This is a genomic window from Mesorhizobium sp. M0088 (assembly GCF_040322895.1).
Classification (GTDB): domain Bacteria; phylum Pseudomonadota; class Alphaproteobacteria; order Rhizobiales; family Rhizobiaceae; genus Mesorhizobium.
Genome location: NZ_JAMYUI010000010.1, coordinates 173322 through 195914 on the forward strand (window position 1 = coordinate 173322; position 22593 = coordinate 195914).

The window sequence follows — 22593 nt, forward strand, 5'->3', positions numbered from 1 at the left end:
CATGCCCGCCGTCCCTTCAATCCTCGGCTTCGGAGCTATTGCGATCGACGACATCGTCTATGTCGATCAGCCGTTGTCGGCGGGCAAGGGGAAGGTTCTGCAAAGTGCCCGAGCTTTCGGGGGAAATGTCGCGACGGCACTTGCCGCCGTCGCGCGGCTCGGCGGAAGCGCCGGGTTCGTCGGATGGCTGGGCAGTGCCGCCGACGACGCCGTGTTGTGCGATCTCGTTGCGAGCGGCGTTGAAACCGCGTTTGCGCCGCGCCACCCGCACGCGCGCCCGGTGCGCTCGCGGATCACCGTCGGTTCGGATGGGGAGCGATTCATCGCGTATGACGACGAAGCGATGCTGGGCACCGCGCCGGACTTTCCGGACGAGGTTCTCAGCCGCGCGACAGTCCTGATCGTCGACAGTTACGGGATCGGGTCGCTGGATGTCGTGGCTCGGGCTCGCGATCTCGGCCTTGCGATCCTCGGCGATGTCGAATGGAGCCACGGCCCGGCCACCGAGAGACTGATCGGGCTCTGCGACCATCTCATTCTTCCGCTCGGCTTCGCGCGGACCGCCACCGGCCGCCAGTCGCCGGCCGAGATACTCGACGCATTGTGGTTGCCGTCGCGGTCCGCCGTGGTTCTGACGGATGGCGGCAGGGGCGTCTTCTATCGCGGACGCGACGAGACAGGGCTCTGGCACCTGCCTCCGCACCGGGTTGCCGTCGTCGACTCGACCGGCGCCGGTGACTGCTTTCATGGCGCCTATGCCGTTGCATTGACGCGCGGGATCGACACCGCAGGCCGGGTCGCATTCGCGGCCGCGGCGGCGGCCCTTTCGATAACGGGGCGGGGCGGGCGCGAGGCGCTTCCGACCGACGACCAGGTCAAGCAACTCCTGGCATCGACGAACGCGCCGCCGGCAGTCGAACTGAAATATGCGCGGCTCGATACCGGAACATAGCCCGAACTATCCAAGGAATATTTCGCAGGTGACGTAAGCCGAGGACAATCATAAAAATCAGTGGCTTAGACTTGTGGAGGGAGGAATATGGCAGAAGTCGTTCTTGAGAATATCTGCAAGACATACGGGAACAATTTTCACGCAATCGACCAATTGAACCTGTCGGTTAAGGACGGTGAGTTCTTGATTCTCGTCGGGCCGTCCGGCTGTGGCAAATCCACCGCGTTGCGGATGATCGCGGGATTGGAGGACGTCACCAGCGGCAGCCTTCGGATCGGCGGTGTCGACGTCGTCGACATGCCGCCCAAGGACCGCGACATCGCGATGGTCTTCCAGAGCTACGCCCTCTACCCGCATATGACGGTGTTCGAAAACATCGGCTTTTCGATGCGGCTGGCAGGCAAGCCGAAGGCCGAGCGCAAAAAGCGCGTGGACGAGATCGCCAAAACCCTTCAACTGACGTCTCTGCTGGACAGCAAACCCGCGAACCTTTCAGGCGGGCAGCGTCAAAGGGTTGCCATGGGCCGCGCCATGGTGCGCGAGCCGGCAGCCTTTCTCATGGACGAACCGCTTTCCAATCTGGATGCGAAACTGCGTGTTCAAATGCGCGCCGAAATCACCAGTCTGCAAAAGCAGCTCGGCGTAACGACCATATATGTGACCCACGACCAAACCGAAGCCATGACGATGGGCGACAGGGTCGCGGTGTTGAAAGGCGGCGTGCTGCAGCAGGTCGACACACCCAAGAGACTCTATGAATCGCCGGTGAACGCCTTCGTTGCCGGCTTCATCGGGTCTCCTTCGATGAACCTTTTCGAGGCGACCCTGACGGGCGACGAACTGATGTCCGGCGCCCTGGCCATCCGGCTGCAGGATGCAGCCTTCGTGCGCAGGCCGGGCTTGAAGTCGTATGCGGGGCGCAAGGTCGTGTTCGGCATACGACCGGAGGATCTCTATGACAGCAGCCTCGAATCCGGCCGCAAGTATCAGACGATACCGGCAAAGGTGACCTCGATCGAAGAACTTGGATCCGAACAAATCGTCCATCTCGACATCGACGCGGTCCGGGTGGACTCCGGCGACCCTGACGCGGTGCAGGATTTCGGCCTGGCGTCGAATGCGGTGGCGAAATTCGAACCGGTCAGCACAGTCCGTTCCGGCTCGGAAATCAGGTTGGCCCTGGATGATACCAAGCTCCATTACTTCGACCCGGAGACGCATCTGGCAATCTGAGTATCACCGAAGACCCGCGGGTGAGGGTGAGGCGCCTGCGTAAGAAGACTTCTGAATAACCAGACAATCGGCCGCATTGTGCGGGCGAATATAAAGAAGGAGGAGAGAATGACGTTTCGTATTAAACCCGCGATGCTGAAAATAGCCGCGGCCGCATGGTTGCTCGGCGCAACCGGCGCCATGGCGGATACGACGCTGGAATTCACCCAATGGTGGGAGCCCGAATTGCCGGCCGGCTCGCTCAGGGCAATCATGGATGACTTCGAGGCCGCAAATCCCGGAATCAAAGTGACGCTGGTCAGCGGCCCCTACGCGACCACGCGAGACCAGATCTCGGTTGGTGCTGCAACCGGAACGCTCAGCGACGTCGTCGGTCTCGACGGTGCCTGGGTGAACAATCTGAATGCGCAGAGCGCACTCGCCGACATGAATCCGATGATGGATGCGAGCGGTTTCGACAAGAGCCAGGTCGCGGACATCGTCAAGGTGGACGGCAAGGCGGTGATGTTTCCCGTGGCTTCCTTCGTCTATCCGGTCTTCGTGAATTTGGACCTTGCTGCCCAGGCAGGCGTGACCAAGCTGCCGTCGACCCGTGCGGAGTTTCTCGAAGCCGCCAAGAAGATGACGATCGCCGACAAGAATCAGTATGGCTGGGTGCTGCCCCTCTCGCTGCAAACGCCATCCGGCGTTCAGAACGACATGATGTCGTGGGTTTGGGCTTCGGGTCAGTCGATGATGGCGAACGGCAAGCCGGACCTTGAGGGCAAACCGGTGGTGGATATGCTCACCTTCGTCAAATCTCTCAACGACGCCGGAACCATCTCGCCCGGCATCGCCACCAAGACCGAGCAGGAAAAGGTCGAGGAGTTCGTCAACAACCGCGTCGGGATGATGATCGACTCGCTCGCGCATGTGAACCTCATCCGCAAGCGCAATCCCAAGCTGAACTTCGACCTCATTCCGGTCCCGGTCGTGGAAAACTATACCGGCAAGCGCGGCCTTCCCTATGCCTCCTGGGGCATCGGCATCTCTGCTGCCTCGAAACATCAGGAAGAGGCCTGGAAACTCGTCCAATATGTGATGAGTGAAAAGGTGAACGCCAAGCTCGTGTCGCTTGCAAACGCCTTCCCGGGCAACGTCAACGCCAAGCCCGATTTCGTGACCTCGGACAAGGCTTTCGGCAAGGCTTTTGAAATCTTCAAGACCGGTTATCTCGCCAATGAGTTCACGGGCCTGCCGGTGGCAGAAGACCTGATGACCCAGTTCGACGTGCAAGCCCAAAAGATGCTCGCCGGCGAGCAGTCTCCGGAACAAGCAGCCGCCGCCGCTCAGAAGGGCTGGATGGCGAAATTCTGATCGGCCTGTTCCCGTTTGCTGACTTCGACCGGGTGGCCTGACTTCGGGCAGGCCACCCGGCAACAACGGATAGGCAATTTGAGTGGACCTGTTTTGAAGCTTACCTTCTCTTGAAGGCGTATCCCAAGGTTGGCACATGACCCGGCAAAAGCGCTCCCACCACAAGCTCAAACGAGCGGTCGCACCCTACCTCTATCTGTCGCCCTCGCTGCTCATAATCGGGCTTCTGATGCTGCTGCCGATGGTGACGGTGATTGGCTACTCGTTCCAGAACAGCGCGGTGCTGCGTCGTGACCCATCCTTTGCCGGACTGAAACACTACCAGGCGATCTTCGACGACCCCGTGTTCTGGGCTTCGCTGTGGCACACGCTCTACTTCACATGCATGAGTGTCATTTTCCACATGACCATCGGCATGGCCTTCGCGCTCATGCTGAACAGCGACCGCATCAATCCGACGCTGCGCAATATCCTGCGCGTGCTCTATATACTGCCTTGGCTGTTCACCGCGGTGATTATCGCCGTGATCTGGCGCCTGCTGCTTGAGCCGAACGGTGTCGTGAATAGCATTCTCATGCAAATCGGCATCATCCGTTCCAAGGTCGAATGGTTTTCCTCGCCTGAGACCGCGCTGCACGCGGTCACCTTTGCCAACATCTGGGCGGGCTATCCGCTCTTCATGGTCAGCCTGCTCGCGGGTTTGCAGGGCATTCCCAAGGATTTTTACGAGGCTGCCGATATCGACGGGGCGAAAGCCTACCAGAAGCTGATCTTCATCACCATTCCGCAGCTGATGCCGATCATCATCAGCATCTCGCTGCTTGACTTCATCTGGACCATGCAGGTCTTCCCGTTAATCTGGATAACGACGGGCGGTGGCCCGATCTACTCGACCGAGGTCCTCAGCACCTACACGTACAAGCTGGCGTTTTCGAGCTACAACCTGTCGCAGGCTTCGGCGAGCGCTGTGGTCATCCTGCTGATCTCTCTCGGCCTGACGCTGTTCTATATTCGCTATCAGAAGGCTCGGTAGTCACCATGAGGAAAAGGCATACGCCGAAAGACAGGCTGATCACCGTCGCGCTCCATGTAGCGCTTGCAGCGGGGCTCTTTTTCGCGGCATTTCCGATCTACTGGATGCTGAGCAGCTCGTTCAAATCGAATACCGAAATCTTTGCCCTGCCACCAACCATCCTGCCAAAGGCCTTCACGCTGGAAGCGTATGCAGCCATCCTTGGCGACCCGGTAAAGCTGCGCTTCTTCTTCAACAGCTATTTCGTGGCGGGAGCGGTGACTGTGCTGACGGTGCTGATCGCCCTGCTGGCGGCCTACGGGTTCAGCCGCTTCAACTTCCGCGGCAAGGGCAGCCTCAACACAATCATCATCAGCACGCAGACGATTCCGCCGATCACACTTTTGATCCCCTTCTTCGGGCTCGTCGTCTCATACGGCATCTTCGACACCTACGTCGCACTGATCCTGACTTATCTGGTGTTTACGCTGCCCTACGCGATCCTGCTGATGACGGGATATCTGAACACCTTGCCCCGCGATCTCGATGAAGCCGTAGCCGTCGATGGCGGCACCAGTTGGACAGCGCTTTGGCGGGTGATCGTCCCGATTTCACTGCCTGGTATCGTGGCGACGTCGGTCTACACCTTCCTGTTGTGCTGGAACGAATTTCTCTTTGCGCTGACACTGACGAAGTCGACGTCCATGCGCACCGTCCCGATCGGCATCCAACTGTTGATGGGGCAGCACGCCTTCGAATGGAACCAGATGATGGCAATGAGTGTGCTCGGCTCGCTACCGCTCTTGCTCATCTACCTCGTTGCCCAGAGGTACTTCCTCGCCGGCATGACCGCGGGCTCGGTCAAGTAGGACGTCCATCCCACGGCGACGCAGGGTGGCATCAAGCAATAGGCGATACCAAGGAATGAAAGGACGAACGTGAAAGAGCTCAAAGTCGGCTGCCAGACCTTCACCTGGGAAATGCTGGGAGACCGGTTTACCGGCGGCCCCGACGATCTGCTGAAGGCGATCGCCGATGGTGGCTATGCCGGCATCGAGATCACCGACACCATGATCGGACATTATGGCGACAAGCCGGAGGAGTTCGCCGCCGCGCTGAAGGCGTCGGGGCTGACGCTGGTTTCCTTCGCCTTTGGCTCGAACAGTGGTTTTACGCTGAAGGAGGAGATCGGCGCCGACCTCGAAACCGCCAAGCGCTGGATCGATTTCGCCGGCGCCTTCCCCGGCGCGCTGGTGTCGATGGGCTCTGCAACGGCGGTGTCCGACGGCCCGCGCGAGGACAAGTTCGCCATCGCGGCCGAGGTCTACAACAAGGCCGGCGAGATCGGACGCAAGGCCGGCGTCCAGGTTGCGGTGCATCCAAGCTCGCACCACAACACGCTGCTATTCGACCGCGCCGATTACGACACGATCTTTGCCTTGCTCGACCCCGACCTGGTCGACTGGGTGCCGGATACCGGCCATATCCTGCGCGGCCACAAGGACATGTCCGATACGCTGCGCACCTACCGCGACCGCATCCGCTACATCCACCTCAAGGACGTCGATGCCAACGGTACCTGGGCCATGCTCGGCAAAGGCGTCTGCGACACCCCGGCGGTCATCGAGATCGCCAACACCGCACCGCGCTTCAACGGCTGGCTGGTGCTGGAGGAAGAATCCGAAACGGCCGCCGCCGATCCTGCCGGCGCGGTCAAGACCAACCGCCAGACTATGCGCAGCTACGGCGCCTGAAGAACGAGACGATGATCAAGAAACAGGACAGACGCCTCAGGGTCGGCGTGCTCGGCTGCGGCCCCATCGCGCAGTTCGCGCATCTGGAATCCTGCGTCAAGGCCGGCAATGCCGACCTCTACGCCATCTGCGACGCGGCACCCGATCTGCTTGCGCGCATGGGCGCCACTTACGAACCGCAGAAAATGTATTCCGACTATGAGGCAATGCTCGCCGATCCCGAGCTGGAAGCGGTGATCGTCGCCACGTCGGACGCCTATCATGTGCCGATGTCGATCAGGGCGCTCAACGCCGGCAAGCATGTTCTCTGTGAAAAGCCGATCGGCACCTCGGTCGAGGAGGGCGAGGCGCTGGCCGAAGCGGTCAGGCGCTCGGGCAAGATCCTGCAGGTCGGCCACATGAAGCGCTTCGATCCGGCACTGGAGGCCGCGCGCGACTTCGTTCGCGACGAGATCGGCGAAGTGCTGGCGCTGAAGGCCTGGTACTGCGATTCCACCCATCGCTACACCAACACCGATGCCGTGCAGCCGCTGCCCGTCACCAGCAGGCTAGCCAGGAAGCCAGCAGGAAATCCCAAGGCCGATCTCAGGCAATACTTCATGCTGGCCCATGGCTCGCATCTCGTCGACACGGCGCGTTTCCTGTGCGGCGATATCGTCGCCGTGCGCGCCCGCCTCAATGAGAAATTCGGCGCCTATTGCTGGTTCGTCGAAACCGAGTTCGCCAGCGGCGCGCTCGGCCATCTCGACCTGACGGTTGCCGTGCGCATGGACTGGCACGAAGGTTTTCAGCTCTATGGCGAGAACGGCTCCGTTATCGCCAGGACATTCAACCCTTGGTACTTCCGCGCCAGCGAGGTGGAGATATTTCACGAGAAGACCGCCACGGCCCACAAGCCGCTCGGCGCCGATGGCCATTTCTTCCGCCGCCAGCTGGAAGGTCTTGCCGACACAGTCCTGAACGGCACGCCGATGCGTGGCGCCAATGTCGAGGACGGCATCGCCTCGATCCGCGCCATGGTCGCCATCGCGCGTTCGGTGGTATCAGGCGAGCGAGTCGAACTCGCCTCGGTGTCGGGGGCGGTGTGATGCGTCTCGGCATTTTCGCCAAGACCTTTGCCGGCACCGATCCGGCCGCCGTGCTGGCTGCGGTGCGGCAAGCTGGCTATGAGACGACGCAGTTCAATCTGGCCTGTGCCGGCCTGCCGTCGATGCCGGATGCTGTGCCGGCGGACGCCATCGCCTCCGTCCGTGCCGCCGCGCAGTCGAACGGCGTTTCACTCGCAGCACTGTCGGGCACCTACAACATGGCGCATCCCGACAAAGCCGTGCGCGACGACGGCCTCAGGCGCCTCGCCGTTGTCATCGAGGCTGCTGCTGCCCTCGGCATCCCGCTGGTCACGCTCTGCACCGGCTCGCGCAACGCCGCCGATCAGTGGGCCTATCATCCCGACAATGCCGATCCGGCCGCCTGGTCCGACATGGCCGCCGAGATGGCGAAGGCGCTGGCGCTGGCCGAAGGTGCCGGTGTCGATCTCGGCATCGAGCCTGAGCAGGCCAACATCGTCACCTCGGCCAGGGATGCGACCCGGCTGATCGCCGAGATGGGATCGAAGCATCTGAAGATCGTGCTCGATCCGGCAAACCTGTTCGAACACGCCACGCCCGGCGAGGCGCGCGCTATCGTTGCCGCCGCGATCGACGAGGCCGCCGGCCACATCGCCATGGCGCATGCCAAGGACCGTCATGGTGACGGTCGCTTTGCCACATCAGGACAAGGCATTGTCGATTTTCCTGATTTTGTTGCACGGCTAAAGGCAGCGGGCTTCGACGGACCGCTTGTCACCCACGGCCTGTCCGCCGACGAAGCCCCCGATGTCGCCGCCTTTCTGCGAAGGCTCCTCTGATGGGCGCCGCCCCGACGATCCTGCTTCGCGACGATGCAGCGCTTCGTGTCTTCGACACGGGGCAGGGCAGGCTTCCCGTCGTCTTCCAGCATGGCCTCGGCGGTGACGCAGCGCAGGTCGCGCAGAACTTTCCCGATGGTCCTTCATACCGTCGGCTGACCGTCGAATGCCGCGCGCAGGGCGGTTCCGGCGCCGGTAGCAAGCGCCCGTTTTCGATCGCGATGTTCGCCGATGATGTGCTGGCCGCCGCGGATGCGGCCGGCCTCGACCGCTTCGTCGCCGGCGGCATCTCGATGGGTGCGGCCATTGCCTTGCAGCTTGCCGCCCGGCACCCGGACCGGGTCGCCGGTCTCGTGCTTGTGCGCCCTGCCTGGGCTTTCGATGCGGCGCCGCAAAACATGCGCCCTTACGTGGAAGTGGCGGAGCTCATCCGCAGCCGTCCTTTATCGCAGGCGCGAGATATCTTCGCGGCGTCCGCGACGGCCGCCCGCTTTCGCACCGAAGCGCCGGACAATCTTGCTTCCCTGCTCGGCTTCTTCGCGCGCGAAAACGCGCCCGTCTTCGCCGAGGTGATGCAGGCGATCGCAGAGGATGGACCTGGCGTGACGCGGGCAGCCGCCGCCAGCCTTGCGTTCCCTACGCTCGTCATCGGCAGCGGCATCGATCTCGTCCATCCGCTGGCCGCCGCCCGCAGCCTCGCCGACGCCATCCCCAATGCGATCTTTGCCGAGGTGATGCCGAAGGCCACCGACAAGGAGTGCCATTTCGCCGAAATTCGCGCCGCCATCGCGGACTTTCTCGACATGAATTTCAACAACCAGGACCAGTCATGATCTCGAAACCTCTCTCAGGCCCGGCCGCCATCGCCGCATTGCCGCGCGACCGGATGATCGCCGAATTCTCGCTCTGGTCGGCCAATCTCGCCAATTTCGAAAACGACTTGAAGCGCATCGAGCCCTATGTCGATCTTCATCATATCGATGTGGCGGACGGTCATTTCGCACCGTCCTTCCTGTTCTTCCCCGATCTCGTCGCCCGCATTGCGGGGCTGACGGCGAAACCCATCCATGTCCACCTGATGGTCGATGAAGCAATCGTCGAGGCGCAGACGCGCCAGTTCATCGAAGCCGGCGCCGACATGATCAGCGTCCATGCCGAGAATGGCGAAGCCGGATTGCGCGCCGTGCGGCTGGCGCGGGAGCTCGGCGCCGAGGCCGGCGTCGTACTCAGGCTGGAGACGCCTGTGGAAGCAGTGACGGCCTTCGTCCCGGAAGCCGCCTTCGTGACGCTTCTTGGAACCGCAATCGGCGTCAAGGGACAGAGCCTGTCGGACAAGGCCTGCGACAGGCTGGGCGCTGCCCGCGCCATCCTGAGAGAGGCCGGCCGCGAGGCGCAAGTGGTTCTGGCGGCCGATGGCGGCATCCGCCACGAGACCGTGCCGTTGCTGCGTGCCGCCGGGGCCGAAACCGTGGTTCTCGGTTCGCTCGCCTTCGGTGACAAGGACCTCGCCGGCCGCATCGGCTGGCTGCACGGCTTGAAGGTCGCGGCATGACATCAGAAGCCGCCCTTGCGATCGATCTTGGCGGGACGGAGCTTCGCGCCGCCCTGGTCGACCGCGACGGCAAGATCCTGGCATTCGCGGCGGTGCCGACGCAGGCGCAGGCCGGTCCCGATGTGGTGATCGGCCAGATCGAGGCGTTGGCGGCGACAGTCCATGCCGAGGCCCCGGCACTTTCGATCGTCGGCGTCGGCGTCGGTGCACCGGGGCCGCTCGATCCGCTGGCCGGCATCGCCGTCGGCCCGCCGACGCTCGCCGGCTGGCTGGACGTGCCGCTTGCCGACATCCTGGAACGGCGGCTCGGCCTGCCGGTGCGGCTGGAGAACGACGCCAATGCCGCGGCGCTCGGCGAATGGCGCTTCGGCGCCGGCCATGGCGCTCGCTCGCTGGTCTTTGTCACGGTTTCGACCGGCATCGGCGGCGGTGTCGTCGTCGACGGGCGCATCCTGCATGGCCGCCGTGGCCTTGCCGCCGAGATCGGTCACATGACCATCACCAATGAAGGCGAGCGCTGCGTATGCGGTGTCGTTGGCTGCTTCGAGGCCATCGCCTCGGGAACGGCACTTGGCCGCCGCGCCAGCGCCGCCACGGCAGCCGGAGACGGCTCTACCTTGCGACGCTTGTCAGCGGACGCGGAGGTGACCGGCCGCCACGTCGTCGAGGCGGCACGGCTGCAGGACGCTCTTGCCTCGGCCTTGCTGGAGGAGGAAGCGCGCTGGCTGGGCGTTGGCTTCACCAATCTCCTGCATCTCTATTCGCCCGATGTGCTGGTCGTCGGAGGCGGCATCGCCAATGGGCTCGACCTGATGCTGCCGACCATCGAGGCGACCATCAGGCAACGGGCTATGCGCGCCTATCGCGACGTGCCGGTCGTTCAGGCCCAGCTTGGCCGCCATGCCGGGCTCGTCGGCGCCGCCAGCCTTGTGCTGTTCGACGACGGGGGCACTTTGGCAGCCCGCATGCCTGTCGGCCCAAGCACGTTTCCGGACACGCCGCTGAGCAAGACCGGCACGGTCTGACGTTGCGACCTGCATGACAAAGGCCAGAGGCAGCACGCCTCCGGCCTTTTACGCATTGACCGCGCGTCATTACTCGGCGGGAACAACGTCCGCCGGCAGGCTATCGTCGGCCGTGCCCGCCAGCGCTCTGGCCAGCTTGGCCTCGTCGAGTTCGCCTTCCCAGCGAGCCACCACCAGCGTGGCGACAGCATTGCCGACGAAGTTGGTCAACGCCCGGCACTCCGACATGAAGCGGTCGACGCCGAGGATCAGCGCCATGCCGGCGACCGGCACCGCCGGAACCACCGAAAGCGTCGCCGCAAGGGTGATGAAGCCGGCCCCGGTGATGCCGGCGGCACCCTTGGAGGAAAGCATGGCCACCAGCAGCAGCAGGATCTGGTCACCCATAGACAGGTGGATGTTGGTCGCCTGTGCGATGAACAGCGCCGCCAGCGTCATGTAGATGTTGGTGCCGTCGAGGTTGAAGGAATAGCCGGTTGGGATGACCAGGCCGACGACCGAGCGCTTGGCGCCGGCCTTCTCCATCTTTTCCATCAGCGAGGGCAGGGCGGCTTCCGATGAGGAGGTGCCCAGCACCAAAAGCAGCTCTTCCTTGATATAGCGGATCAGCGACAGGATGGAGAACCCGTTGTAGCGGCAGACCGCGCCAAGCACGACGAACACGAACAGGAACGACGTCACGTAGAAGGTGCCGACCAGCATAGCGAGATTGATCACCGCGCCGATGCCGTATTTGCCGATGGTGAAGGCCATCGCGCCGAAGGCACCAATGGGGGCCGCCTTCATCAGCACGCTGACCAGCTTGAAGATCGGTGTCGTCAGCGCCTGCAGGAAATTGAGCACGGGCGTGCCCTTGTCGCCGACCAACGCCAGCGCGATGCCGAACAGCACCGAGAAGAACAGCACCTGCAGGATGTCGCCGTCGGCGAAGGCGCCGACGATGGTCGACGGGATGATGTTCATCAGGAAGCCGGTGACCGACTGGTCGTGCGCCTTGGCGGCGTAATTGCTGATGGTCGAGGCGTCGAGCGTCGCCGGGTCGATGTTGAAGCCGGCGCCCGGCTGCACGACATTGGCGACGACAAGGCCGATGATCAGAGCCAGCGTCGAAAAGGTGAGAAAATAGAGCATCGCCTTGCCGGCGACACGTCCGACCTTCTGCAGGTCGCTCATGCCGGCAATGCCCGTCGTCACGGTCAGGAAAATGACCGGGGCGATGATCATCTTGACCAGCTTGATAAAGGCGTCGCCGAGCGGCTTCATGCTCTCGCCGACCGACGGATAGAAATGGCCGAGCAGGATGCCGACGGTGATCGCGACGAGCACCTGCACGTAGAGTTGGGCATAGAAAGGCTTGCGCTGCGCGGCAAGCGCGCCTGATTGGTCTGCGATGTGCATCGAACTCTCCCTGGCCGGATGGGGCGGAGCGCCCTGCGTGACTTCTCCCATCGCGGCGCTCCGGTCGCACGCCGCTGCCAGGGAGTTTTGCAAGCGCTGTGCCAGTTCGCGGAAAGGCCGGAACCACGGGATTTCCGCCTTTGTCTGACGTCATGCGGCCAAAGCCTGTGCGGATTTCCGCACAGGCAGTGTTTGCCTGGGCGGATTTTCGCATTACACTGGCCGAAAGGCCGCGAGCAAAGGGGAGAGGGCAGACGCCGCAAGCAGGCACCGATAGCGGATCCCCCGGATTTGCCGGCCGTGGATTGCTGCGCGAGGCCGTGGCGCGGCTGCGCGATGGCCGCTGGGTTGCCGTGGTCGTCGCTCTTGCCTTTCTGGCCGGCGCGATCGCCATTGCCGGGCGCATCGCCTCCGGCCAGGCGGCCGATAATCTGCGCGAGACGGCACTCGCCGCACTGCCGCTGGCGGCGGGAACCCTGACCGGCGAAATCGAAAAGCAGCGCCTGGTTCCACTGGTGTTGGCCAGAGACGATGCGGTGCGCGGCGCTCTGCGCCGGGCCGGAAAAATGAAAGAAAAGGCCCTCAACGACAAGCTCAAGTCGATTGCCGGCGATGCCTCGGCATCCGCCATCTACATCATCGATACGGCAGGCATCGCCATATCAGCCAGCAATGCCGACGAACCGGCGAGCTTTGTCGGCATCGATTACAATTTTCGGCACTATTTCCAGGAAGCGATGAGCAAGGGTGCTGCCAGCCAATATGGCCTCGGCACAATCAGCGGCAGACCGGGGCTGTACCTTGCCAGCCGCGTCGACGATGGCGGCAAGCCGCTTGGCGTTGCGGTGCTGAAGGTCGAACTCGACGGCGTCGAAGCCAATTGGCGTTCCAGCGGTTTCCTTGTGTTCATCACTGATGAACGCGGCGTGGTGCTGGCTACCAGCCAGCCCGACTGGCGGTTCCGTGCGCTGGCGCCACTGTCGGCCGAGGACACCGCCGCAGCCCACGAGCAGCTCCAATTGGCCGATGCAGGCTTCGAGCCGCTGCCGATCCGGCGCGGCGCTGGTGACGGCCTGGCGACGATCGACAACGCGGGAAAACCGCGCCAGTTCGTCGAGGTGGTGCAGGATTTGCCCGCTGCTGTTCCTGGCTGGCGTCTCTGGCTGCTCACTCCCGCCGACGCTGCTCTTTCATCGGCCGCCAACACGGCGCGCCTGACCACGCTGCTTGGGCTTCTGCTGATGGGCTTGCTTGCCTTCGTGCTTACCCGCCGCCAGCGCGCACGACGGCTGAGGCAGGAGGCGCTGGCGCGGATGAATGCCGAACTGGAGAGCCGAGTCAGCACGCGAACGGCCGAGTTGACCCGCTCCAACACCGCACTTGCCGGTGAAATCGCCGAGCGCGAGAATGCTGAAGCCAAGGTGCGCCGGCTGCGCGACGACCTCGCCCAGGCCAACCGGCTTTCCATCCTCGGCCAAATCGCCGCCGGCGTGGCGCACGAGATCAACCAGCCGGTCGCCGCTATCCGCACCTATGCCGAGAATGCGGGCCGCTTTCTCGAAACCGGCAAAACCGAACCGGCCAGCGGCAATCTGACGTCGATCGTGTCGATGACCGAACGCATCGGCGCGATCACCGGCACCTTGCGCACTTTCGCCCGGCGGCCGGGTGTCGCCGCTTCGCCGCTGCCGGTGCGCGAGGCAATTGATGGCGCGCTGTCGCTGCTGTCGGGCCGCATCCGTGATTCCGGCGTGACCATCGTCAAGCCGCGCGGCAATGCCTCGCCGGTGGTCATGGCCAGCCGCATCCGGCTGGAACAGATCCTGGTCAATCTGTTGCAGAATGCGCTGGACGCTATGAAGGACCAGCCCGATCCCCGCATAGAGATCCAACTTGCCGAGCACGACGACAGGGTGCTGATTTCGGTGCGCGACAACGGCCCAGGTCTCGGCCCGGAAGCAGCCGGCAATCTGTTCATGCCGTTCCAGACCACCAAGGAGAAGGGGCTTGGCCTCGGGCTGGTGATCTCGCAGGAGATCGCCCAGGAATTGGGCGGCACGCTGCGGCTCGATCCCGGCAATGGCATCGGCGCATCCTTCACCATCGATTTGAGGCGAATTGAATGATTGAGGGATCAGGGCTGGTGGCGCTCGTCGACGACGATGCGGACCTGCTGCACGCCACAACGCAATTGCTCGAGCTTGCCGGCTTCGCTGTGGTCGCGCGCGACGCCGCCGAGGCAGCGCTTGCCGTTGTCGACAGGACCTTTGAAGGCGTGGTGGTCAGCGACATCCGCATGCCGGGCATGAACGGGCTGCAGCTGTTCGATCGCATCAAGGCGATCGACCCGGACATACCCGTGATCCTGGTCACCGGCCATGGCGACGTTGATCTCGCAGTGGCCGCGCTCAAGGACGGTGTCTACGATTTCATCTCGAAACCCTATGCCGGCGACCGCCTTGTCGAGGCGCTGAAACGGGCGAGTGAGAAGCGACGGCTGGTGATGGAGAACCGGCGGCTGCGCGAAGCCGCGGCCCTCGCCACTGACGGCCTGCCGCTGATCGGCGAGGCTCCTGCCATCAAGCGACTGCGCGAGACCTTGCGCCAGATTGCCGACATGAACGTCGATGTGCTGGTCGAGGGAGAAACGGGAACCGGCAAGGAAGTGGTGGCGGACCTCCTGCACAGATGGGGGCGACGGCGCGCAAAACCCTTCGTGGCACTGAATTGCGGTGCGCTGCCGGAGACGGTCATCGAGAGCGAGTTGTTTGGCCATGAGGCGGGCGCGTTCACCGGCGCGCAGCGGCGGCGGATCGGCAGCATCGAGCATTCCAGCGGCGGCACGCTGTTTCTCGACGAGATCGAATCCATGCCGCCGGCGCTCCAGGTCAAGCTGCTGCGCGTGCTCGAAACGCGCAGCCTCACTCCACTTGGCTCGAACGACATCAGGCGCATCGATCTCAGGGTCGTCGCCGCGACCAAGGTCGATCTGGGGCGGTCGGACCAACGCGGTGATTTTCGCGAGGATCTGTATTTTCGCCTTAACGTGGTGACGCTGCGCATCCCGCCGCTGCGCGAGCGTCGCGGCGATATCCCGATGCTGTTTGGGCATTTCCTCGGCAAGGCGGCAGAACGGTTCGGCCGGCCTGTCACGAAGATGAACGCTGCGGTCAGCGATCATCTCCAGTCGCATGACTGGCCAGGCAATGTGCGCGAGCTTGCCCATTTTGCCGACCGTGTTGCGCTCGGCCTCGGTCCGGAAGATGAGAGGAGGGCGGTCTCCGCGCATTCGCCGGAGCCTACGGCAGCATTGCCCGAACGGGTCGGCCAATACGAAGCACAGCTCATCCGCGACGCGCTGCGCGACCATGGTGGCGAGGTGCGCAGCGCCATCGATGCGCTCGGCGTACCGCGCAAGACCTTTTATGACAAGCTCAAGCGCTACGGCATTGCCGCATCAGAGTTTCGCAATGGCGGCGACGCCGACACGCAACCATCTCGGAAAAGCGATGAACACGACGCTTGAAACGACGGCAAATCCCTTGCCGGAAGAACTCGCCTTTCTCGGTGAACGGCTGACGGCGTTCAACGACGGCGATGTCGGCGCATCCGAAAGGAAGGCGCTTGTGGTGTTTGTGCGCGACGAGGATGGCGCGGTCGTCGCCGGCATTTCCGGCTACACCGCTTGGGGCTGGCTTTATGTGCAATGGCTCTGGGTCGATGAGCGGCTGCGCGGCCAGCACATGGCCGGCAAGATGCTGGATGCGGCCGAACGGGAAGCCATGGCACGCGGTTGCAACAACGCCTGGATCGACACCTTCAATCCAAACGCGGCGAAGGTCTATCAGCGCCAGGGTTATCAGCCCTTTGGAACACTTGCCGGTTTCCCTATCGGCCGCAGCCGCATCTTTCTACAGAAGAGGCTGGCGTTGGCCTGACCCATCCCGGCGGAACCGGGATGGACTGTCTTCCTGCCTGACCCGCAATCCGAACGAAGGTTTGAGGTTATGGTCCGGCGGACCGTTACTCGGCCGGAACCAGGCCTTGGTCTCCCATCGGAATTGCTCTGGTTTCCTTGCGTGCCGACGCACGGGCGAGCACGCTTTGGCGGTTGACGGATCTGCGTTCGGCATCGATGCGGTGGATCAGGATCTCCGCACGCTCGATCGACCCGAGCAGGGCCAGGATCGTGCCGCGTTCGGCGGCACCCGCATTCGGCCCGAGTGCCAGCGTGCGGGCTCGCAACTCCTCGACCTCCGGCAGATCGACATGGCCGGCCGGCATCTGCGGATGCGAGATGCCGTAAGTCGGCAAGATCTCGCGCAATGAGACATCGAGCTTGCTCAGCGCGACGTCGACGATAGCTTGCGCCGGGTTGCTGAACTTCTCGCGCCTGACGCGGCGCGCCACCTGGTGCATCGATTCCGTCAGGGCGGCCGTGAAGTCGGCCTCCTCGATCAGGCTGGCGATCAGATCGAGCTGTTCGTAAGGCAAATCCTCTTTCATCAGCGCGGCCGTGTAGGAACGAATGTCGCGGCTGAGGATGTCGGTCGCCAGATAGTGCTCGCCCGGATCCGACGGCGCGCTCTTGGAAGAGCGCGCGATGTCGAGGAACATGGCGCCGGCCTCCAGATGGCGGGCAGTCTCCTGCTGCACGGCGGGAACAGCCTTGGCAAAATCGCTGGCCAATTTGCGGTCGAGGAACTTTGGCGTCGAGTAATCTTCCGCGTCTTCCGCATCCGTGCGGCCGACACGTGACAGAACCCGTTCGAACACACCGATGAACGGGAACAGCAGCAATGTGTTGAAGACGTTGAAGAAGGTCGAGTAGAGGCCGACTGCGACCGGCACCAGGGGGAAAGTCTCCTTGCCGTCGATGATCACCGGAACGGCCGGATCGCCGCCGAAGAACTGCATGGCCCATCCCAGCACCTGGATGGAGACGAAGAACAGCGGGATGGTGATGCACACGCCGATGATGTTGAACGATATGTGCGCATAGGCGGTCCGCTTGGCATTCTTCGAGAGATTGAGCGAAGCCATCCAGGATGTGATCGTGGTGCCGAGATCGGCGCCGAGCGAGAATGCGACGGCGGTCGTCCAGTCGAGAATGCCCGCCGCGCCAAGGCCCATGACGATGCCGATCGTCGCCGAGGACGAGTGGATCATGGCGGTCACGCCGGCGGCGATGAACACGCATTTGAGAAGGTTGAGGTAGGAGTCGGCGGTCAGGGTCTGCAGCAGCGCCATGACTTCGGGCAGGTTGCGCAGCGGGCGCAGGCCGCCGGTCATCAAATTGAGGCCGTAGAAGATCAGCGCAAAACCCATGCAGGCGAGCGCGATGTTCTTCACTTTTTCGCTTTTGGCGAAGCAATAGACCAGCGAAAACACGCCGGCCAGGATCAGTCCGAGCGGACCGAGCGGCAGCGCGATCAGCCCGTTGCCGAGCGTGGTGCCGATGTTGGCGCCCATGATCACGCTGATCGCCGGCCGCAAGGCGATGACACCGGCATTGACCAGCCCGACGACCATGACGCTCATCGCCGTCGACGACTGGATGACGCCGGTGATCAGCGTTCCCGCCAGCACGCCCTTGATCGGCGTGCCGGCTGCCTTGGCGAGAAAGTCGCGCATCCGGTTGACCGACAGCGCCTGGATGCCGTTTGCCATGAAGTCCAGACCGAGCATGAAGATGCCCAACCCGCCGATCACCGGCACGAGGATGTCCTTGAAGATATCTATGTCCATTTCAGGCAGTCCCCAACAAGTCGCCACGACGACGCGGTATGAAGTTCAGTTGCTGCGCAAGGCAGCTTTCGTTCGGGTCAGTTTCCAACCGGCAATTGCCTGGCCCAATACTGTTCGATCTGGCCAACGAGCGCTTTCGGCAGCGGCACATAGCCGAGTGCGGTGGCGTCGCCGGCACCTTGCGCGAAGGCGAGCCGGAAAAGATCATGCACGCGGCGATAGCGATGTTCCGAACGCCCCGAGACCTGAACGACCGCGAACACCGCCGTGCTGATCGGATAGGCGGCGTCTCCGCTGCGATTGGCGAGCGAGGCGAAGAAGTCGGTCGTTTCGCCCCAGACGATCGAGGCTGCTGCTGCTTGCACGCCCTCGGGCTCCGGCGTGACGAACTTGCCGGATTTGTTCTGAACTGCTGCGAAGGGAAGGCCGGCGCGAAGAACCTGGCCGTATTCGGCGTAGGCAATCGCCCCCTTGCTCGCAGCCACGGCACGAAGAAGCGCTTGCGTACCTTCCGCGCCTGTCCCGAGCGGCCAGTCGATCAGAGTGTCGGCTCCAAGCTTCGTCTTCCAGTCTTCGCTTGTCGATGACAGAAACTCGGTGAAGACATAGGTTGAGCCCGAACCGTCCTGCCGGTGGATGACGCTGATGGCGAGATCGGGAAGGGCTATGTCGGGATTGAGCACCCTTATCGCAGGATCGGACCAGGACTTTATCTTGCCCAGATAGATGTCGGCGATCACCGGGCCGGAGAGGCGCAGACCTTGCTCCGGCAGGCCATCGAGATTGGCGACCACCGCGATCCCGCCCATGACGATCGGAAATTGCTGCTGGCCGTTCCTGGCGAGATCATCAGCCTGCACGGGAACATCCGTGGCGGCGAAATCCAGTTCGGGCTGCGCAAGCCGCATCAGGCCGGCAAGGGATCCGACCGGTTCATAATCGACGGTCCAGTCCAGCGTGAAGAAGTCGCCGCCGTCGGCGCGTGCAGCCTTGTATGTCGTTGCCCACTTGCCGATGATCGGCGCGGCCAGTGTCGACCCCGCACCGCGAATGGGCTCAGCCCGCGCAGCGGATCCGATCATGGCCCCGATGATTGCAAGGGCGAGCGCAGCTGCCGCCCCCGAAATCGTCGGCCGTGCACCGCGCAATAAGGCTAAACCTGCTGACAACATAAATTGAATCCCAACTATACTGCCGCCGCTATGTGGGCGCGTATCAATGGCCATACGCCCGCGAAATGAGGCGTCAGCTGAAAACAAGATCGCTCTTGTCTTGTATTAATTCTTCTTAACGGTTGGATGACAGTGGGTCCCGGCGGAAAAGCTTCTCGACTATTCCGAAGACCTTTCGACTGCAAAACCTGAACAGAGAGCCGCATCGCGTGAAAGTCGGCGGGAAAGGTCATCCTCAAACACTGAGATAGAGACCATCCCGCTTCCGGGATGGAAGAGGCTCTAACCGGCGAGTTTTCCGCCCTGCATCGGCCGCGGTGCGCCGGTCGTGCTCGGAAAGCTGATTGGCAGGCCGCGCAGCACGCGCACCGCGAGGAAGGCAAAACACTCCGCCTCGACCGCATCGCCGCTCCAGCCGAGGCTCTCGGCCTGCACCACTTCGACGCCGGCACGGCTGGTCAGCATCGCCATCATGGTCGGGTTGTGGCGGCCGCCGCCGCTGACCACCAGTTTTTTCGGACGGCTTGGTAAGAGGTCGAGTGCCTTGCCGACGGCTCCAGCGGTAAAGGCGGTCAGCAGTGCCGCGCCATCCTCCGCATCCAGCCCGTCCGCCATGGCGGCGCCGAAGTCGAAACGGTCCAGCGATTTGGGATAGGGCTTGGTGAGATAGGGGTGCTGCAGCAGCTTGGCCAGCCGCGCCTCGTCCACCTTGCCCGCACCGCCGAGCGCGCCGTCGCGGTCCATCTCGCCGAGCCCTTTCGACTTGATGAAATCGTTCAGCGGTGCGTTGGCCGGTCCGGTGTCGAAGGCAACGACATTGTCGATGCCATCCCACCAGGTGATGTTGGCGACGCCGCCGAGATTGAGTACGGCCACCTCGCCATTGGCGCCGGCGCCGCGCATCAACGCCGTGTGATAGACCGCGGCCAGCGGCGCGCCTTGCCCCCCGGCGCGCATGTCGGCCGAGCGGAAATCGTAAGCGACCTTGGTACCCAATATGGTATGCATCAGCTCACCATCGCCGAGTTGCCTTGTCTGGCCCAGCCGTCCAACCTGCGGCGCGCGATGCAGAACGGTCTGGCCGTGAAAACCGACGACGCCGATATCGGCCATCGTCATGCCATAGCCTTCGACCAATTCCTTGACGGCTGCTGACTGGGCACGCGTCAGGGCTTCCTCCGCAGTGTGGAAGATCGCCGGCTCCGGCCCGACAAAGTTCCACGCCCGCGCCTCCGTCAGCGTCTCTTCCAGCAGGGAGCGGATCGACGGAGGATAGGGCATCAGCCGGTAGGTGCCGAAATCCTCGATACGTTCGCCGTCGGTCTTGATCAGCGCGACGTCGATGTTGCCGTCCAGCACCGTGCCGGTCATCAGGCCGACGGCCCAGATTGGTTCCATAATCGTTTCCTTATCGAACATGATCTTTCCGGAAACCGTTTCCCACTTTTCGGGACCATGCTCCAGTCCCATTAATGAGGTCGCCGACCGCTTGACGAAGCAAAACGGTTCCTCTGTCGAAATCACGTGTCGGATGGATCCGGTTGGTGAGCAAGGTTCAAGCCTTGCCCCTGTGGAGGCGGGGGTCGCGGTACCGAGGCGGACCTATCCTCGTAGCGCCACTGGCGATACTGGACCGCGCAACGCCGGTTTGCGGCCGTCTGGCTCAACAACCGCAGCGATGCCACCTCTTGCCTGCCGGCCGCGAAGGCGCGACCTTGCCTGATCTGGCGAAACGCTTCCGCCGAAATCCGCAAGGAGAGAAAAATCATGACCTCATCCGATGTGGCCGTTATTGCAGGCGCGGGCGCTGGTCTGAGCGCCTCGCTTGCGCGCCTTCTCACCCGCGAAGGCATTCGCGTGGTTCTGGCCGCTCGCAACGTCGAGAAGCTCAGCGCTCTGATCGACGAAACCGGTGCTCTGGCCGTTGAGACGGATGTTGCCGACGCTGCGTCCGTCGCCAGCCTGTTCGACACCGCCGACAAGGCCGGCCCGCTGGCGCTCGTGGTGTTCAACGCCAGCGCACGCACACGCGGCCCGATCGCCGAGCTCGATGCGGAAGCGGTCAAACAGGCATTGCTGGTCGGCGCCTATGGCGGCTTCCTGGTCGGCCAGCAGGCGGCGCGCCGGCTGCTTGTCCGGGGATCCGGTTCGATCCTGTTCACCGGCGCCACTGCCAGTGTGAAGGGCTTTCCCGGCTCGGCCGGCTTTGCCATGCCGAAATTCGGCCTGCGCGGCCTGGCGCAGTCCATGGCCCGCGAACTCGCCCCGCAGAACATCCACGTCGCCCATTTCATTCTCGACGGCCAGATCGCGCCGCCCGGACAGGCAGCCGATCCCGACCTACAGGACCGCCGCCTGTCGCCGGATGCCATCGCCGAGGCCTATCTCGCGGTCCATCGCCAGCATCGCAGCGCCTGGAGCTCGGAGCTTGAGTTACGGCCTTGGGTCGAGACGTTTTGACAATCCAGACGATCGCCCGGCGGGAAGCAACGCGATCCTTCCGCTTTGCTATATATTAGGCAATGCTGATATTTTGTGGCGCTAAGCTGCTTGTCCAATACATAAAAAGGCTCAGTGTAATATACACGTTTGTTTAACGCGGGTTGTGCATGTTGCAGCTTTCCCGGGTTAATTGAGAACGCGCATGTCGGTTACACGTCGTACACTGCTTGCGGCCGGGAGCGGCGGGTTGCTGATCTCGCAAGCCCGCGCAGCCAGCACTCCGGGACAGCAGGCGGAGAACGCCCCTCAACCTATCGCGAGCGGCGATGCATTGCGCATCGCAATGCCGGCCTTCGCTTCCAATCCGTTCTTTCCGGCCGACGAATCGGGGGACCATGGCATAGACATGGAGCTGGCCCACGGCATCGCCGCGGCGCTTGGCGTCGAGCCGGTATTCGACCGATCCGCCGCAACGTTCGACGATATCGTCAGTCAGGTCAGTTCCGGACAGGCCGACATGGCGATTGGCAAGCTCAGCCGGACGCTTCAGCGCGGCCGGTCGATCATCTATTCCCGCCCCTACGCCATGCTGCGGCAAGGGCTGATCGCCAACCGCCTCAACCTGGCGCGTATCGCGCAAGGCAAACCGGCCGAACAGATAGTCCGTGATTTCTCAGGCGATCTTGGCGTGATCGAGGGCTCTTCATTCGCCACCTATGCGGCCACGACCTTCCCGCATGCGCAAATCCACCGCCTGGCAAGCTGGGATCTGATCATCGATGCGATCCGAAACGGGACGATCGACATGGCCTATCGCGATGATTTCGAGATCAAGAAGCTGATGGTCGACGATCCGTCGATGACGGTTGTCGCGCGCTCGATCACGCTGACCGACAAGGTCGATACGATCGCAGTCGGCGTGCGGCCCGACAATCCGCACCTCGCGGCCTTTGTCGATCTCTATCTCGATCTCGCGCGGGGTCAGCAGATTCTCAACACGGATGAGATCATCGCCCGTTATCGCCTGGGGAGCAAAGCCTGAC

20 protein-coding genes are annotated in these 22593 nt (G+C 63.0%); 16 read left to right on the forward strand and 4 right to left on the reverse strand.

Going from position 1 to position 22593, the window contains the following annotated elements; genetic code table 11:
• The first annotated feature begins 1 nt into the window (after window position 1).
• The 11 genes from NKJ67_RS14430 (at window position 2) to NKJ67_RS14480 (ending at window position 10790) form a co-directional block, all read left to right on the forward strand.
• Complete coding sequence (locus NKJ67_RS14430; RefSeq protein WP_352581736.1) at window positions 2-952, forward strand: PfkB family carbohydrate kinase; 951 nt, start codon at window positions 2-4, stop codon at window positions 950-952.
• An 87-nt stretch (window positions 953-1039) separates the two neighbouring features.
• Window positions 1040-2185, forward strand: coding sequence for an ABC transporter ATP-binding protein (locus tag NKJ67_RS14435; protein ID WP_352581737.1), 1146 nt, complete (start codon window positions 1040-1042; stop codon window positions 2183-2185).
• A 108-nt stretch (window positions 2186-2293) separates the two neighbouring features.
• Window positions 2294-3541: an ABC transporter substrate-binding protein gene (locus NKJ67_RS14440; protein ID WP_127266568.1), complete on the forward strand. Its 1248-nt coding sequence runs from the start codon at window positions 2294-2296 to the stop codon at window positions 3539-3541.
• Between the two features lie 136 nt (window positions 3542-3677).
• The gene (locus tag NKJ67_RS14445; protein ID WP_352581738.1) at window positions 3678-4574 is read left to right on the forward strand and encodes a carbohydrate ABC transporter permease; all 897 of its coding nucleotides are present in this window, start codon (window positions 3678-3680) and stop codon (window positions 4572-4574) included.
• Between the two features lie 5 nt (window positions 4575-4579).
• Entirely contained in the window at window positions 4580-5422 is an 843-nt protein-coding gene (locus NKJ67_RS14450; RefSeq protein ID WP_023808790.1) for a carbohydrate ABC transporter permease, read from the forward strand.
• A gap of 111 nt (window positions 5423-5533) precedes the next feature.
• Window positions 5534-6307, forward strand: a complete 774-nt coding sequence (locus NKJ67_RS14455) for a sugar phosphate isomerase/epimerase family protein (RefSeq protein ID WP_352581766.1) — start codon at window positions 5534-5536, stop codon at window positions 6305-6307.
• An 11-nt stretch (window positions 6308-6318) separates the two neighbouring features.
• Window positions 6319-7395, forward strand: a complete 1077-nt coding sequence (locus NKJ67_RS14460; RefSeq protein WP_127319216.1) for a Gfo/Idh/MocA family protein — start codon at window positions 6319-6321, stop codon at window positions 7393-7395.
• Window positions 7395-8213: a sugar phosphate isomerase/epimerase family protein gene (locus tag NKJ67_RS14465; RefSeq protein WP_127319214.1), complete on the forward strand. Its 819-nt coding sequence runs from the start codon at window positions 7395-7397 to the stop codon at window positions 8211-8213. The genes NKJ67_RS14460 and NKJ67_RS14465 overlap by 1 nt, the downstream gene beginning before the upstream one ends.
• Window positions 8213-9046: an alpha/beta fold hydrolase gene (locus NKJ67_RS14470; RefSeq protein ID WP_352581739.1), complete on the forward strand. Its 834-nt coding sequence runs from the start codon at window positions 8213-8215 to the stop codon at window positions 9044-9046. The genes NKJ67_RS14465 and NKJ67_RS14470 overlap by 1 nt, the downstream gene beginning before the upstream one ends.
• Window positions 9043-9765, forward strand: coding sequence for a ribulose-phosphate 3-epimerase (locus NKJ67_RS14475; RefSeq protein ID WP_128289613.1), 723 nt, complete (start codon window positions 9043-9045; stop codon window positions 9763-9765). The genes NKJ67_RS14470 and NKJ67_RS14475 overlap by 4 nt, the downstream gene beginning before the upstream one ends.
• Complete coding sequence (locus tag NKJ67_RS14480; RefSeq protein WP_352581740.1) at window positions 9762-10790, forward strand: ROK family protein; 1029 nt, start codon at window positions 9762-9764, stop codon at window positions 10788-10790. Before NKJ67_RS14475 ends, NKJ67_RS14480 begins: the two co-directional genes overlap by 4 nt.
• Before the next feature lie 69 nt (window positions 10791-10859).
• On the opposite strand, the gene NKJ67_RS14485 is transcribed toward NKJ67_RS14480, so the two are convergent.
• Window positions 10860-12188 (reverse strand): dicarboxylate/amino acid:cation symporter, encoded by a 1329-nt coding sequence (locus NKJ67_RS14485; protein WP_127327056.1) that lies wholly within the window; start codon window positions 12186-12188, stop codon window positions 10860-10862.
• Window positions 12189-12355: 167 nt separating this feature from the next.
• Here NKJ67_RS14485 and NKJ67_RS14490 point away from each other — a divergent pair, with 167 nt between their 5' ends.
• The 3 genes from NKJ67_RS14490 to NKJ67_RS14500 are packed head-to-tail and all read left to right on the forward strand — an operon-like array spanning window position 12356 to window position 16126.
• Complete coding sequence (locus NKJ67_RS14490; protein WP_352581767.1) at window positions 12356-14314, forward strand: sensor histidine kinase; 1959 nt, start codon at window positions 12356-12358, stop codon at window positions 14312-14314.
• Window positions 14311-15714, forward strand: coding sequence for a sigma-54-dependent transcriptional regulator (locus NKJ67_RS14495; protein WP_352581741.1), 1404 nt, complete (start codon window positions 14311-14313; stop codon window positions 15712-15714). Before NKJ67_RS14490 ends, NKJ67_RS14495 begins: the two co-directional genes overlap by 4 nt.
• Window positions 15698-16126 (forward strand): GNAT family N-acetyltransferase, encoded by a 429-nt coding sequence (locus NKJ67_RS14500; RefSeq protein WP_352581742.1) that lies wholly within the window; start codon window positions 15698-15700, stop codon window positions 16124-16126. The genes NKJ67_RS14495 and NKJ67_RS14500 overlap by 17 nt, the downstream gene beginning before the upstream one ends.
• 85 nt (window positions 16127-16211) lie before the next feature.
• Here the strand turns inward: NKJ67_RS14500 and NKJ67_RS14505 are convergent, their stop codons facing one another.
• From NKJ67_RS14505 to NKJ67_RS14515, 3 genes are all read right to left on the reverse strand, one after another.
• Entirely contained in the window at window positions 16212-17936 is a 1725-nt protein-coding gene (locus tag NKJ67_RS14505) for a Na/Pi cotransporter family protein (RefSeq protein ID WP_352581743.1), read from the reverse strand.
• 77 nt (window positions 17937-18013) lie between these two features.
• The gene (gene pstS / locus NKJ67_RS14510; protein ID WP_352581744.1) at window positions 18014-19018 is read right to left on the reverse strand and encodes a phosphate ABC transporter substrate-binding protein PstS; all 1005 of its coding nucleotides are present in this window, start codon (window positions 19016-19018) and stop codon (window positions 18014-18016) included.
• 372 nt (window positions 19019-19390) lie between these two features.
• Entirely contained in the window at window positions 19391-20506 is a 1116-nt protein-coding gene (locus tag NKJ67_RS14515; RefSeq protein ID WP_352581745.1) for an anhydro-N-acetylmuramic acid kinase, read from the reverse strand.
• A gap of 369 nt (window positions 20507-20875) precedes the next feature.
• Here NKJ67_RS14515 and NKJ67_RS14520 point away from each other — a divergent pair, with 369 nt between their 5' ends.
• The gene (locus tag NKJ67_RS14520; protein ID WP_352581746.1) at window positions 20876-21568 is read left to right on the forward strand and encodes an SDR family NAD(P)-dependent oxidoreductase; all 693 of its coding nucleotides are present in this window, start codon (window positions 20876-20878) and stop codon (window positions 21566-21568) included.
• 184 nt (window positions 21569-21752) lie between these two features.
• Window positions 21753-22592 carry a substrate-binding periplasmic protein gene (locus NKJ67_RS14525; protein ID WP_256747261.1) on the forward strand — a complete coding sequence of 280 codons (840 nt, stop codon included), beginning with the start codon at window positions 21753-21755 and terminating at the stop codon, window positions 22590-22592.
• Window position 22593 lies beyond the last annotated feature (1 nt).

What these genes read in the sequence shown, in the direction of transcription:
- NKJ67_RS14505 (WP_352581743.1), bottom strand. Translation starts at nt 17,936, where the DNA reads ATGGACATAGATATCTTCAAGGACATCCTCGTGCCGGTGATCGGCGGG.
- NKJ67_RS14460 (WP_127319216.1), top strand. Translation starts at nt 6,319, where the DNA reads ATGATCAAGAAACAGGACAGACGCCTCAGGGTCGGCGTGCTCGGCTGC.
- NKJ67_RS14500 (WP_352581742.1), top strand. Translation starts at nt 15,698, where the DNA reads ATGAACACGACGCTTGAAACGACGGCAAATCCCTTGCCGGAAGAACTC.
- NKJ67_RS14470 (WP_352581739.1), top strand. Translation starts at nt 8,213, where the DNA reads ATGGGCGCCGCCCCGACGATCCTGCTTCGCGACGATGCAGCGCTTCGT.
- NKJ67_RS14450 (WP_023808790.1), top strand. Translation starts at nt 4,580, where the DNA reads ATGAGGAAAAGGCATACGCCGAAAGACAGGCTGATCACCGTCGCGCTC.
- NKJ67_RS14495 (WP_352581741.1), top strand. Translation starts at nt 14,311, where the DNA reads ATGATTGAGGGATCAGGGCTGGTGGCGCTCGTCGACGACGATGCGGAC.
- NKJ67_RS14480 (WP_352581740.1), top strand. Translation starts at nt 9,762, where the DNA reads ATGACATCAGAAGCCGCCCTTGCGATCGATCTTGGCGGGACGGAGCTT.
- NKJ67_RS14455 (WP_352581766.1), top strand. Translation starts at nt 5,534, where the DNA reads ATGCTGGGAGACCGGTTTACCGGCGGCCCCGACGATCTGCTGAAGGCG.
- NKJ67_RS14485 (WP_127327056.1), bottom strand. Translation starts at nt 12,188, where the DNA reads ATGCACATCGCAGACCAATCAGGCGCGCTTGCCGCGCAGCGCAAGCCT.
- NKJ67_RS14525 (WP_256747261.1), top strand. Translation starts at nt 21,753, where the DNA reads ATGTCGGTTACACGTCGTACACTGCTTGCGGCCGGGAGCGGCGGGTTG.
- NKJ67_RS14465 (WP_127319214.1), top strand. Translation starts at nt 7,395, where the DNA reads ATGCGTCTCGGCATTTTCGCCAAGACCTTTGCCGGCACCGATCCGGCC.
- NKJ67_RS14445 (WP_352581738.1), top strand. Translation starts at nt 3,678, where the DNA reads ATGACCCGGCAAAAGCGCTCCCACCACAAGCTCAAACGAGCGGTCGCA.
- NKJ67_RS14515 (WP_352581745.1), bottom strand. Translation starts at nt 20,506, where the DNA reads ATGGAACCAATCTGGGCCGTCGGCCTGATGACCGGCACGGTGCTGGAC.
- NKJ67_RS14520 (WP_352581746.1), top strand. Translation starts at nt 20,876, where the DNA reads ATGACCTCATCCGATGTGGCCGTTATTGCAGGCGCGGGCGCTGGTCTG.
- NKJ67_RS14435 (WP_352581737.1), top strand. Translation starts at nt 1,040, where the DNA reads ATGGCAGAAGTCGTTCTTGAGAATATCTGCAAGACATACGGGAACAAT.
- NKJ67_RS14475 (WP_128289613.1), top strand. Translation starts at nt 9,043, where the DNA reads ATGATCTCGAAACCTCTCTCAGGCCCGGCCGCCATCGCCGCATTGCCG.
- pstS (WP_352581744.1), bottom strand. Translation starts at nt 19,018, where the DNA reads ATGATCGGATCCGCTGCGCGGGCTGAGCCCATTCGCGGTGCGGGGTCG.
- NKJ67_RS14430 (WP_352581736.1), top strand. Translation starts at nt 2, where the DNA reads ATGCCCGCCGTCCCTTCAATCCTCGGCTTCGGAGCTATTGCGATCGAC.
- NKJ67_RS14440 (WP_127266568.1), top strand. Translation starts at nt 2,294, where the DNA reads ATGACGTTTCGTATTAAACCCGCGATGCTGAAAATAGCCGCGGCCGCA.